The following is a 12806-nucleotide window of genomic DNA, read 5'->3' as shown; positions in this document are numbered from 1 at the left end:
CCGCCCGCCGCGGGAGAGGCCAGGGTGAGGGGCGCTGGCGAAGATGAAAGGGGAGGGTTGGGGAGCGGTTAGGTGAGGTCATGCGTCCCACGCGTGTGAAGGCCCTTGGGGTCTTTGCGCCGCCCCCAAACCGAACCCATCGGCGCAACCCCATATTTGACAAGATTCCAAATGTGTGCTATAAACCGCCTGTAGGTTGAGTAAGTGTACGGAACGACTGGCAAGGTTGACCGCTGGAGCGTTACACTTGGCTCCGGCGGTTGTTTTTTGCGGCGGTTCTGTCTCGTACCTCCTATAATTCTTCACAAGGAGTTCACCAATGAGTGAGCGAGAAAAAGGAACGGTAAAGTGGTTCAATGGGTCCAAGGGCTACGGGTTCATCACCCGCGAGAACGGTGGCGACGTGTTCGTCCACTTCTCGGCGATTCAGTCGCAAGGCTTCCGGACTCTGGAAGAGAACCAGCGGGTTGAGTTCACCGTTGAACAAGGCCCCAAGGGTCCTCAGGCCACCAACGTCGTTCCCCTGTAGAACGCGCCGCGCGTTTCTGCAAAAGAAAGCCGCACCCGGTTGCACGGGTGCGGCTTTTCTGTTGTGCGCGACATGCCCCCGTCAATCGTCGTACACGCGCCAGTACGGTTTTTCCGGCTCCCAGCGGTCAAAGAACTCCTGGCTGGGGCGGAACAGCAGCGCCTCGCACTCGGCCGTTATGGTCCCATCTTCCAGGCGCAGTTCACTGGCCGCCTGCGCGCGGGTCTCCGTCTGGCGGACCACCCACCCCACGGCGGTGAGCGGCTGGCCTGTGGGAGTGGGCTTGCGGTAGCGCACCTCCAACTTCACCGTTACCATCAGGTTGTCGGCGTCGCCATCCAGCAGCAGCGCGCGCCCGGCCGTCTCATCCAGGATGGCCGCCACGATGCCGCCGTGCACGATGCCCGGGTAGCCGTTGAAGTGCTCGGGCACGACGACGCGCGCCCGTATCTGCCGGGCTTCGCGATCATTGACCCACGTGATCTTGAGGCCGATGGGGTTTTGCCTCCCGCACAGAAAGCAATGGCGCGAACTGGGTTGCTTGTCGTCCATGGTGCGACTCCTTTGGGCAATGGGATTCGGTTTGGCGCAATGGTATCACAGTTTCGCGCTTGCCTACAAACGCGGCGCGCCGGCCCGCCCGCAACCGGTGGCCGTTGACAGGCTATCCCTGCCGGTGCTAGAATGCGCCTGACATCGTATCTCGGCCAGTCACCCAGCCCCCCGAAAGGAGACGGTGAAGATGAAACGGCTTCTCGCGGGCATGCTGGTTATCCTCTGCCTGGTCGCTGCGGGCCTGTGGTCGCCCGCCCGGGCGCAGGGCCGCACCTACTACGTGGCCACGACGGGGAGCGACGCCACGGGCGATGGTTCGCTGGCGCGCCCCTGGGGCACGCCCGGCTACGGCTCGCGACAACTCCGCCCGGGCGACACGCTCATCATCCTGGGCGGGCGCTACGTGCTGAGCCGCTTTGACGACGACATCCTCATCCCGCCTTCGGGCACGGCGAACGCTTGGGTTACCATTCGCGGCGAGGAGGGCCAGCGGCCCGTGCTGGCGGGCCGCGACAACCTGTTCGCCGCCGTCATCCTTGCAGGCGCGAATTACGTGCGGGTGGAGAATCTGGAAATCACCCACGACGACCAGGCCACAGGGCCGGCCGCCTGGTTCCGCACCGGCATCAGCATCACCGGCGCGCCTGCCAGCCGCATTGTGCTCAAGGATCTGTACGTGCATCACATAGACGAGGGCGGGCTGGACATCCAGGACGTGGACGACCTGCAGGTGCTGGACAGCCGGTTTGAGTACTGCGGGTTCGGTGCCATCCTGGGGCCTGCGGGCGAGCACGGCGGCGTGCGCAATCTGCTCATCCGCGGGTGCACGCTGTCCTACGGCGGCCACTACTACCAGGGCGGCGATGGGTCCAACCGTCCCTATGACCGCCCCGACGGGTTCGGCATTGAACCGTCCGACGGCCCCATCACCATTGAGGACACCGTGGCGGCCCACAACTACGGCGACGGGCTGGACTCCAAGTCGGCCCGCACCACCATCCGCCGGTGCGTCGTGGCGAACAACTCCTGCGACGGCGTGAAATTGTGGGGCGGGGGCAGCCGCGTGGAGAACACGCTCATCTACGGGCGCGGCGACGGCGACCCCACGACGACGCCCTGGGCCGCCGTTGTCATCGGCACCGAGCAGGCCAACGCCACGTTTGAGTTCGTGAACGTAACCGTGGACGACACGCTGGGCCACAACTACCTGATGCACGTGCAGTACGACACGCCCAACGTGCCCGTTGTCCTCATCTTGCGCAACGGCATCTGGCGCGGCGCGGACTCGCCCATCTACGTCGCGGGCGCGTCCACCGTCATCGCCGACCGCAACCTGTTCTACTTCCCCGGCAGCCCCGACGAGGTCTTCGTCCACGGAGGCACGACCTACACTTCCGCCACCATCGGCACGCTGGGCGTGGGCAGCCTGTACGGCGACCCGCGATTCGTCGCGCGGGCCTGGGGCGCGGACGGCGACTATCACCTGCTGGCCGATAGCCCCGCCGTGGACGCGGGCACGCCCGTCGGCGCGCCGCCCGATGACCTGGACGGCAGCCTTCGGCCCGTCGGCGACGCTCCCGACCTAGGCGCTTACGAGCGGCAGCAAGGCGTCGGGACGGTGCCGCTGGTGGCGGGTTGGAACCTGGCGTCCATTCCCGTTGTCCCGGAGAGCAGCGCCATCACCGACGTGCTGCAATCCATCGCGGACAAGTATGCCATCGTGCACTCGTGGGACGCCGCGGCGCAGGGGTGGCGCACCTACAACCCCGCGCTCCCGCCCGAAGGGCAGACGCTCCTGGCGCTGGACGAGCGGACGGCTTTCTGGATTCTGATGACCGAGCCGGCGGCGCTTGCGGTGCGCGGCACGCCGCCTTTGGCCACGAGCCAGGCGCTGCGCGTCGGCTGGAATCTAGTCGCGTACCCGTCGGCGACGCCGCGCCCCGTGGCCGACGCTCTGGCGTCCATCGCGGGCAAGTACAGCATCGTGTGGGGCTACCACGCGGGCGAACCGCAGCCGTGGAAGCGATATAATCCCTCGGCCAGCATCGGCAATGATCTGGCGAACCTGGAGCCTGGACGGGGCTATTGGGTGCGCGCGACGCAAGAATGCGCGCTGGTGATAGAGTGAGGGCGGGCGTGAATCCCCTGGACTGGCTTCTTGAGCCGGATAACCCATTCGTGCGCTATCATGCTCTGCGCCAACTGCTGGGCTGCGGCGACGATGACTCCGACGTGCGCCAGGCCCGCGCGGCCATCCCGGAATCCCCCGTTGTGCGGCGCATCTGGGCCAGGCAGGCGCCCGAAGGCCACTGGGGCGACCCGTCCTCGCCCTACCTGCCCAAGTACAAGGCCACCTACTGGACGCTGATGCTGTTGGGGTTTTTGGGGTTGAGCCGTGATGAGGAGCCGATACGCAGGGCTGTGGAGCATGTGTTGGCCTTCCAAGGGCCGGAGGGCGGCTTCCGCGAGCGCGGCGAAGAGGGCGCGCGGCGCGAGTACGCCTACGTCGCCCGGCGGGCGCGGCAACGAGGCAAGTCGCCCCCGCCGGAAACGGACTTCATCGCAGACCTGTTGCACCAATCGGTGCTGTCGTGTCTCACAGGCAACGTGGTGGCGGCGTTGCTGCGACTGGGCTATGGCGACGACCCCCGCGTGTGGCGCGCCGTGAACTGGCTCGTGGACGTGCAGAACGCCGATGGCGGGTGGTTGTGTCCTTACTGGAGGGCACACGTCCGCGACACGCACGGCTGCTTCTACGGCACGATTTGCTCCATGGAGGCGTTCGCGGAGATTCCGGAGGAGCGACGCACCGCTGCGGTGCGGGATGCCGCAGCGCGCGCCGCCGAGTTCCTTCTCATGCACCACCTCTACAAGGCCGACCACCACGACTTTGCGGTCATCAAACCCCAGTGGCTTACGCTGGCATTCCCCTGGTTCTACGGCTACAACATCCTGCGCGGGCTGTGGGTGCTGGTGCGCCTGGGCTATCGGGACTCGCGGATGGAGGATGCGCTGGCCGTACTCCAGCGCAAGCGGACGCCCGACGGCGTGTGGGTTCTGGAGAACGCGCCCCAGGGCCGCATACAGGCCGATCTGGAGAAGAAGGGCCAGCCCAGCAAGTGGCTGACGCTGATGGCGCTGTGGGTGCAGAAGGGGATGGCCGATGGCTCCTAGCCGCTGCCTGTTTCGCTTACTATGGTGCGAGGACACCCGTCATGCGAGGCGTGCAGCGGCGAGGCAATCTGGCCGTAGCGCGGGGTGCGTTTCGGTTCGCGGGTAACGCAAAGACCCCAAGGGTCTCGGAGACCCTTGGGGTCTTCACACCCGTGGGGGTTGACCTCACCCGACTCCTCCCGCACCCTGGCGGCTACGGAAAGCCGCCCTACGTGTCTCGCCTTCGTGCCTTTGTGTGAGAATCATGCTTCTTACAAAGGCGCAGAGACACAAAGGGATAACACTTCCCGAAATGCATATTCGCCCCCTCCCCGTATTGATTTTATGCAAAGTTGTGGTAAAATAGGGTAGCGTCTGTTCGCCCACGCAGGAGGCGCCGGCGAGCCTTGCGCCCGCGCGGGTCGCCCCTGCGCAGCGCCGAGACTAAGGAGGAACCGAATGCTACAAGAAGTAGAAGAGTTCCTCAGTTACTTGAGGGTAGAGAAAGCCTATTCGGATAACACGTTGGCCGCCTATCGGAACGACTTGACGCAGTTCGTGGACTTCATCCGTGGCAAAGTGCCGACGCCCGCCGACTGGAACGCTGTGGACAAGAACCTGGTCGTGAACTACGTGATGCACCTGAAGGAGCGCGAATACGCCTCCTCGTCCGTGGCGCGCAAACTGGCTGCCGTCAAGTCCTTCTTCCACTTCCTGGCGCGAGAGGGCCGCATCAAGGAGGATCCGACGACGACGCTGGACTCGCCGAGGCTGGGCAAGAGGCTGCCCAAAACGCTGACACGCAAGGAGGTGGATCGGCTTCTGGAGGCCCCAGGAACGGGCGACGACCCCAAGATTCTGAGGGATCGGGCGATTCTGGAACTGCTGTACGCCACGGGCATGCGGGTAACGGAACTGGTGTCGCTGACGCTGAACGACATCAACCTGGCGTCGGGGAGCGTGCGCGTGGTGCACGGCAAGCGGCACAAGGAGCGCATCATCCCCGTCCACCCGCACGCACTGGAGGCGGTGGAGGCTTACCTGCAGCGCGGACGCATCCACATGGCCAAGGATCCGAACGAGCAGGCGCTCTTCGTCAACTTCCAGGGGAAGCCGCTCACGCGCCAGGGGCTGTGGCTCATCATCAAGCACTACGTGGAGGAGGCCGGCATCAGCAAGGCGGTTACGCCGCACACGCTGCGCCATTCTTTCGCCACGCACCTGTTGACCGGCGGTGCGAAACTCCCCGATGTCCAGAGGCTCCTGGGCCACGCCAGCGTCTCCACAACCCAGATTTACACCCACCTTACGAAAGAGGAACTGCGGGAGGCGTATGACAACGCCCACCCCAGGGCCAGGAAGGATTGAGGCTTCGCTTTGCACACCAACCAGGGGGACAGCATGCCGGAGTTCTACACAAAGCAGCATTTTGCGCGAGCGGCAGAAGCCATCTTCGCGCGGACGCGCCACAGGCCCCAGGTGGCCGTCGTTTTGGGTTCGGGTCTGGGCGGCCTGGTGTCAGAGGTACAAGATGCCGACGTGATCCCCTACAGCGAGATACCCGAGTTCCCCCAGTGCACCGTGGAGGGGCACATGGGGCGGCTGGTCATCGGGCGGCTGGAGGGGACCTGCGTGGCGATGATGCAGGGCCGCGCCCACTACTACGAGGGCTACTCCATGCAGCAGGTAACGTTTCCCGTCCGAACCTTCCAGCAAATGGGGATCGGGGTGCTCATCGTTACCAACGCTGCGGGCGGGCTGAATCCCGAGTTCCGCGCCGGCGACCTGATGCTCATCGCCGACCACATCAACCTGGTGGGGATGGCCGGCCTGAACCCGTTGCGGGGGCCGAATGACCCTGAACTGGGGCCGCGCTTCCCGGACATGAGCCGCGCCTACGATCCGGAGTTGCGGGCCATCGCCCGCCGCGTGGCCGCGCGCGAGGGGATTCCGCTCCGCGAGGGCGTGTACATCATGCTGGCGGGGCCTAGTTTTGAGACGCCTGCCGACATGCGGTTTCTGCGCGCCATCGGCGCCGACGCAGTGGGCATGTCCACCGTGCCCGAGGTAACCGTGGCGCGGCATGGGGGCACGCGGGTGTTGGGCATATCGGGCATCGCCAACACCCTGTCGCCGGGGGAGGCCGCGGCCGGCCACGACGACACCACCCACGAGGAGGTGCTCGCCGCAGGCCGTGTGCTGGCCCCGCGTCTGGCTGCCCTCATCCGCGGCGTCCTGCGCGAACTGGGCGGAACCTAGTGGCCGGTACGACGTCTTGGGTGTAAAGTCCTTGAGGGTAGAGAAGTCATGTCCATCGTAATCACCCTGCTGAAAGCCTACGCGATATGGCTGTACATCCTGTTCGCCATCGTCGCCCTGTTTGCGTTGCGGGCGGCGCTCAAGGCCCGGGCGGAGATTCGCCAGTCCATCTTCTCGCTGGAGAAGGAGTTCGCGCGGAACCGCCTGTATCGCGCCGTTACCGTGATGATCGTCATGGCCTTGCTGGCCGGGGCGCTGTTCGTCGCCACGCACCTGGGGGGGCCGACCACGCCCGCGACGACGGAGCCGACGCCCACGGCGACGCGATTCCTGCGCGCCACACCCACCTACAGCCCCGAGGAACTGACGCCGACGCCCACAGCCACCATTACCCGCGTCCGACCCACGCGGCAGCCGATCCCCACCGCGCCTGTGTTTACGCCCACGGCCACGCCTGCGCCGCCACCCCTGTGCCCCACGCCCGGCGTCAACCTGACCTCGCCGAGGCCTGGCGCGCGCCTTTCGGGCGTCGTGCAGGTAACGGGCACCGCTGCCATCGGCAACTTCTGGTACTACAAGATAGAGATCGGCATCGGGAGCAACCCGTCGCAGTGGTCTGTAGTCGGCGACCTGCACTACGCGCCCGTGTCCGATGGCGTGCTGGAGACGTTCAACGCGGCGGCGTTCCCGGCGGGCGAGTACACATTGCGCCTGGTAGTGGTGGACAAGACCGGCAACTTCCCGGAGCCTTGCGCCGTGGCGGTAACGATTGCGCCGTGAGCGGGGCGGGGTGCTCCCTGCCCGTGCAGGAGCGTTGTGAGCGAAGTGGGGCGACACAGGGAAAACGAGCCCGATAGGGCGAAGGAATTCTTCTCGGATTTCCGCGTGAGCCGAGGTCTGACTCCGTCGCGGCTCGTGCTCATGAGCGGTTCGCTGGGGTTTGCGGTGTCCCTCGCGGCGCTGGGGCCGCAACTGGCGAGCGTTCTGCCCTCGCGGATGCTCATCTCGTGCGCGATCGCCGGACTCGTGGTGGGGTTCACCATCTGGACCGTTCTGGATTTGCAACGCGCCTCGCCGGATCCTCACGGCATCTACCGTCTGGCGCTTCAGGCCCACAGCGACTGGCTGTCCTCGCTGGTCGGCTGGGTTCTCCTCGGCGGCGAACTCACCGTTGCAGCCCTCCTTGGCCGTGCGTTGGGGGAGCAATTAGGAGCATGGGTGGGGCTGGGGGCGGGCTGGACGCGGCCCGCGTTTGCGGCGGGCGTTGTGCTGTTGATGGCGCTCGTTACCCTGGCGAGCAGATGGCAGCGGCCTCTTCAGATTGTTCTTCTGATAGGTCCCCTGGTTGGGTATGTCGCGGCTCTGGGAATTGACCACATCGTCGGTGTTGGGGTGGGGGTCGCGCCGATCGCCGGGGTTGCAGCGCGGTTTACATGGGGTGTTACGGCACTGGCGCTGGTGGGGTTTTGGGGGCTGGAAGCCGCGTTGGTTGAGTCCGAAGACCTCAGGCGGCCTCGCGTCAACCTGCCGCGAGTTCTGGTAGCAGCGGGGATTTTGATTCCGTGCAGCGTGGGGCTGGTCGGCTTCCTCATGGTCCCGCACGGCACCGAGGGGGCCGCGTGGCCCTTCTGGAGCCGATGGGGAGCGATGGCTACGACAGGACTGCTGTGCCTGCTGATGGCAGGGGCGCTGTGGTGGGTCATCCTCGTTGCGGTACGGCAGGGCCTTATCTTGGCTCGCCACGGCTTTCTGCCGGCGGCCCTGACGCATCTGGACAGGGGGGGCAGAGCACCCATCGCGCTCTTGCTGGCGGTGGCAGGCGTCGCGGCGCTTCTCGCAGCGGCGGTTCCCGCAAGCGCCCTCGCTGCCGCGGCCGCTTTCGTGTGGGCGTTGGCGGCCGTCGGCGTGAATGTATCTGCAATCATCCGCTACGATCGGGCCGAGGAGCCTGCTCGCAAAACCGTGCTGCCGTTCTTCCCGCTGGTGCCTGGCTTGGGCATTGCAGGTACGCTGTTCCTCATAGCGTTCCTGCCGGTGTGGGCATGGCTGGCGGCCGGAATTTGGGCGGGAGCAGGCGTTGCCGTGTATGCCCTATTCGGCGTGCGGTGGCGAGCACAGAAGCGCGAGGGCATCACGATCTTCCGAGAGGATGAAGAGCACCCCAAACGCGGATTTCGCGTTCTCGTGCCGGTGGCCAATCCGAAGACAGCCAAGCATCTCATGGAACTGGCCTTGACCCTCGTCAAACCCGTTGACGGCGACATCGTGGCGTTGCAGGTGGTGGAGACGCCCGCGCGGGTCTCCATCGCGACGGGGCGGCGGCTGGCCCGCGGACAGTTGGAGGCGTTGAAAGCCGCCAGCGAGGCGGTGGAGGAGCAGGGGGTGCCGGTGCATGTGATGACCAGAGTGGCCCGCACCGCCCATCAGGGTATCGTGGACACGGCGGTGGAAGAGGATTGCGACCTCATCATCCTGGGCTGGACGCAGCGCGCGCCGGTTTCATCCGGCTCGCTGGGCCGTATCGTGGACGCCGTGCTGCGCGATGCGCCATGCGGCGTCCTGGTCGTGAGCGGGCAGGTGCCACAGCGCGCCCAGCGTATCCTTGTGCCGGTTACCAGCGGCCCTCACGCGGAGGAGGCTTTGCAACTCGCCGGGCGACTCGCCCAGACCTTTGGCGCCAGTGTCAAAGCCTTGCATGTGGTAGCGCCTGAGGCCAGCGCCGAAGCGGAATCCAAGGCCCGCGAGCGGGTTGACGAGTGCGTGGACGCGCTGAAGGCGACATGCTATGCCGATCTGGACGTCGTGCGTTCGGACGACGTAGTGGGAGCCATCGTCAGTGAGGCCGAGCGCGCCGATATGCTGGTTATGGGAATGTCCAAGGAGTCTTGGCTGGATCGGGTCCTGTTCGGACGGGTACCCGAGCAGGTTCTGACCAAGACGGACACGCCCCTGATGCTCGTGCGGGCGCCTAGCAACTTGGCGCGCGTGTGGCTCCACCGCCTGTGGGATGGCTTCTATAGCCTGTTTCCCAACTTGGAACCCGAAGAACTGGTAACCCTGTACCGTACCCTGCGCGAGGGTGCGCGAGGCGATGTCAACTACTACGTGCTCATCGTGCTGTCAGCGGTGATCGCCAGCCTGGGATTGCTAGCCGACAGTGCCGCGGTAATCATCGGCGCGATGCTGGTGGCGCCGCTGATGACCCCTATTCTGGCGCTGTCGCTGGGCATCGTGTTGGGCGAGCCGCGGATGCTGAGCCGTGGCGCGGAGTCCACCATCAAGGGTGTCGGCGCAGCAGTGGTGTTGTCGGCGTTCTCAGCACTTCTGTTTCCGGTTTCGCAACCGACGGCGGAGATCATCGCGCGCACTCATCCCACGTTGATGGACTTGGGGGTCGCCCTCGCGTCGGGTGCGGCGGGGGCCTACGCGCTGGCCCGCAAAGAGGTGGCCGCCGCGCTGCCCGGCGTGGCCATCGCCGCCGCGCTGATGCCCCCGTTGTGCACGGTGGGCATCGGCTTGGCGCAAGGCAGCGGAAGTGTGATGGGCGGTGCACTGCTCCTGTTCCTCACAAACCTTATCGCCATCACGCTGGCAGGAGCGTTCGTCTTCCTGCTTCTGGGCATCCGGCCGAAGGCCCAGGCGGCAGAGCGTGAAGCCTGGTTCCGGAGAGGACTGACCTTCTCCGCTGCCGCGCTGGTCATCATCTCGGCGCTGCTGGTGGGCATCATGGTTCGCTCCGAGCGAGTATCGGCAGAACAGCGCCTGCTGCGGGAGGTCCTGGCGTCGGAAGTAGAGCGGCTGCCCTCGGCCCGCTTGGTGTCGGTGGACAGCGCCAGGCGTTCGGGCGGCGTCTGGCGGATTGAGGCGACGGTGCAGTTGGCGGAACCGCCCGACGCGCAGCAGGCCGAATCGGTCTCCAGGGCGCTGGCCGAGGTGCTGCACGGCCCTGTGCAGTTGCGGCTGCGGACGGTGTTAGTCCAGGAGGTGGAATCGCGCCATCCCAAGTAGGGAACCATTCCCTGACTTGACACGTTAGCCATTTACAGGCATGCTTCTTGCATGCAAGGGGCACAGACGGACTTGGAGGGTGCGTCTCGTTTGGAATGCGGCTTGCAGGAAGAACCGCGTTAGGAGGTGCGATTATGCGCGGCAAAAGGAAACGTTCCCTGGTTGGGTGGGGCTCCAAAGCGGTGAGCGTTCTGATCCTGGCCATCCTGGTGTGGGCGCCGCTGGCACACCTGACCGCAGGCCCGGCCCAGGCTGCCGACCCCACGTGGCGCGGCGAGTACTACAACAACACCTGGTTCGGCGGCAGCCCCGCTCTGGTGCGCGATGATGCCGACATCAACTTTGACTGGGGCGCATCAGCGCCGGCAGCGGGCGTCAACGCCGACAACTTCTCGGTGCGGTGGACGCGAGTCGTCCGTTTTGAGGACGGCACCTACCGGTTCACCGTAACCACCGATGATGGCGTGCGCCTGTGGCTCAACGGCGACCTGGTGCTGGACAAGTGGTTTGACCAGGCCCCCACGACGTACACGTTCACACGGGCCATGACCGCGGGCGATCATCCCCTGCGCCTGGAGTACTACGAACACACCGGCATCGCCCAGATTCGCCTGTCGTGGGTGCGGACGGACTACAGCCCCGCCTTCTGGCATGGTGAGTTCTACCCCAACATGTACCTGACGGGCGCGCCGCAACTGGTGCGCGATGACCCCATCCTGGACTTCAACTGGGGCACCAACTCGCCGGGTTCGCCCATCCCGGCCGATTACTTTTCGGTCCGCTGGACCAGCATCGTGAACTTCGCGACGGCGGGGAACTATACGTTCTACGCGACCCACGACGACGGCATGCGCGTGTGGGTGGATGAGCAACTCGTCATTGATAAGTGGTACGCCCAGCCGGAGACGACCCACACGGCCACGATCTACTTGGGCGCGGGCGACCATCGCATCCGCGTGGAGTACTTTGAGCAGATCGGCGTGGCTGTGGCGCGGCTGCGCTGGGAGCCGGCGACCCCGCCCCCACCCCCGCCCCCGCCGCCTCCACCGCCCGGCCCCGTTGAGGTCGTCGTGGACGAGTTCAGTCCGGGCTTCGTCAAGGGCGGACCGGCATCTGGCTGGCGCACGAGTTGGTGCGGCTATGGCAATCACTCCTACTGGACGCTGAACAACGTCTATGCGGTGTCCAACTGGGCCAAGTGGACGCCCGCGCTGCCGACTCCGGGGCGCTACACCGTGTACGTCTTCATCCCGTCGTGCAACGCCACCACGGGCAATGCCCGCTACCGCGTCTACCACGCGGGGATGCGCCACGACGTGTCGGTGAACCAGTATATCTACTACAACGCCTGGGTGCGGCTAGGGACCTTCACCTTCAACGCCACGGGCGGCGAGTATGTGTACCTGGCCGACAACACGCAGGAAGCCTACCTGTCGCGGCGCATCGGTTTTGACGCGGTGAAGTTCGTCCTGGCCGAGCCGACGACGCCTCCGACGGCGTGCACCATCACGCCCAAGTTCGGCTTCGGGCGCATCTGGAACACCTACAGCGCCGTGCGGAGCGGCCTGGGGTGCCCGCTGGCCGACGAGTTCAGCACCACCGCTGCGGAGGAGATCTTCATCGGCGGCTACATGTTCTGGACATCGGTGGGGCCGAGGGTGTACGTGCTGTACAACAACGGGACGTGGCAATCCTTCGCCGATACATGGGCGCCGCCTCAGCCCGAGTCGGATCCCAGCATCGTGCCGCCGTGGGGCTACTACCAGCCGGTGCGCGGCTTCGGCAAGGTCTGGCGCGAGAACCCCAGCGTGCGTTCGGCGCTGTCGTGGGCCACAGAGCCGGAGCGCGGGCTGACCCTGTCGTGGCAGAACTTTGAGCGCGGGCACATGCTGTGGAGCAACCGCTTGGGCATCTTCGTGCTGTACAGCAACGGCACGTGGCGGCACTACGACTAGCCGCGGCGTCCGCCGCATTGTTGTGATCGTATGTTGCAGGGGCGACACACGCGTTGCCCCTGCATTTTGTGCCGCGCCCGCACGCAGGTGTTACCCCTCACATCCACCTGGCCCCTTCTCTCCCCGCGGGCGGGGCGAGAAGGGGGCGTGCGCAGCCTCAGCGGCGCACCGCGTAGGGGCGACCGGCCGGTCGCCCTTACAGGCAGACAGGCGACGCCAGGGCTTCGCCCCTTCAGCCCGATGCCTCCGCGTCGGGCGCTCTGTCCCCTCTCCCGCTGGGAGAGGCGGCCAGGGGGAGAGGTCCTTGACATCCCGCCCTACCCCTGCTATCCTGGCCCCCAAACACA

General features: G+C 65.9%; 9 protein-coding genes. 8 read left to right on the top strand and 1 reads right to left on the bottom strand.

Features of this window, described 5'->3' with window-relative positions; translation table 11 throughout:
- The first annotated feature begins 319 nt into the window (after nt 1-319).
- Complete coding sequence (locus H5T65_12050; GenBank protein MBC7259967.1) at nt 320-529, top strand: cold-shock protein; 210 nt, start codon at nt 320-322, stop codon at nt 527-529.
- An 81-nt stretch (nt 530-610) separates the two neighbouring features.
- On the opposite strand, the gene H5T65_12045 is transcribed toward H5T65_12050, so the two are convergent.
- A complete protein-coding gene (locus tag H5T65_12045; GenBank protein ID MBC7259966.1) occupies nt 611-1081 on the bottom strand; it encodes a PaaI family thioesterase in 471 nt (156 codons plus the stop codon).
- Between the two features lie 190 nt (nt 1082-1271).
- Between H5T65_12045 and H5T65_12040 the strand changes: the two genes are divergently transcribed.
- The 7 genes from H5T65_12040 (at nt 1272) to H5T65_12010 (ending at nt 12459) form a co-directional block, all read left to right on the top strand.
- Entirely contained in the window at nt 1272-3212 is a 1941-nt protein-coding gene (locus H5T65_12040; GenBank protein MBC7259965.1) for a right-handed parallel beta-helix repeat-containing protein, read from the top strand.
- An 8-nt stretch (nt 3213-3220) separates the two neighbouring features.
- Nucleotides 3221-4258 (top strand): hypothetical protein, encoded by a 1038-nt coding sequence (locus H5T65_12035; GenBank protein MBC7259964.1) that lies wholly within the window; start codon nt 3221-3223, stop codon nt 4256-4258.
- A gap of 438 nt (nt 4259-4696) precedes the next feature.
- Nucleotides 4697-5605: a site-specific tyrosine recombinase XerD gene (gene xerD / locus H5T65_12030; GenBank protein ID MBC7259963.1), complete on the top strand. Its 909-nt coding sequence runs from the start codon at nt 4697-4699 to the stop codon at nt 5603-5605.
- Between the two features lie 33 nt (nt 5606-5638).
- A complete protein-coding gene (locus tag H5T65_12025) occupies nt 5639-6496 on the top strand; it encodes a purine-nucleoside phosphorylase (protein ID MBC7259962.1) in 858 nt (285 codons plus the stop codon).
- A 48-nt stretch (nt 6497-6544) separates the two neighbouring features.
- Nucleotides 6545-7276: a hypothetical protein gene (locus H5T65_12020; GenBank protein MBC7259961.1), complete on the top strand. Its 732-nt coding sequence runs from the start codon at nt 6545-6547 to the stop codon at nt 7274-7276.
- 105 nt (nt 7277-7381) lie between these two features.
- The gene (locus H5T65_12015; GenBank protein ID MBC7259960.1) at nt 7382-10504 is read left to right on the top strand and encodes a TIGR00341 family protein; all 3123 of its coding nucleotides are present in this window, start codon (nt 7382-7384) and stop codon (nt 10502-10504) included.
- Between the two features lie 182 nt (nt 10505-10686).
- The gene (locus H5T65_12010; protein MBC7259959.1) at nt 10687-12459 is read left to right on the top strand and encodes a hypothetical protein; all 1773 of its coding nucleotides are present in this window, start codon (nt 10687-10689) and stop codon (nt 12457-12459) included.
- The last annotated feature ends 347 nt before the right edge of the window (nt 12460-12806 follow it).

This window comes from Chloroflexota bacterium, assembly GCA_014360805.1.
In the GTDB taxonomy this organism is placed as follows: Bacteria; Chloroflexota; Anaerolineae; order DTLA01; family DTLA01; genus DTLA01.
The sequence above is the reverse complement of the archived record's forward strand: the minus strand, read 5'-3'. Positions and strand labels throughout refer to the sequence as shown.

Bases quoted from the DNA above. Each gene is read 5' to 3' on its own strand.
- H5T65_12050 (MBC7259967.1), top strand. From the start codon at position 320: ATGAGTGAGCGAGAAAAAGGAACGGTAAAGTGGTTCAATGGGTCCAAG.
- H5T65_12045 (MBC7259966.1), bottom strand. From the start codon at position 1,081: ATGGACGACAAGCAACCCAGTTCGCGCCATTGCTTTCTGTGCGGGAGG.
- H5T65_12040 (MBC7259965.1), top strand. From the start codon at position 1,272: ATGAAACGGCTTCTCGCGGGCATGCTGGTTATCCTCTGCCTGGTCGCT.
- xerD (MBC7259963.1), top strand. From the start codon at position 4,697: ATGCTACAAGAAGTAGAAGAGTTCCTCAGTTACTTGAGGGTAGAGAAA.
- H5T65_12025 (MBC7259962.1), top strand. From the start codon at position 5,639: ATGCCGGAGTTCTACACAAAGCAGCATTTTGCGCGAGCGGCAGAAGCC.
- H5T65_12020 (MBC7259961.1), top strand. From the start codon at position 6,545: ATGTCCATCGTAATCACCCTGCTGAAAGCCTACGCGATATGGCTGTAC.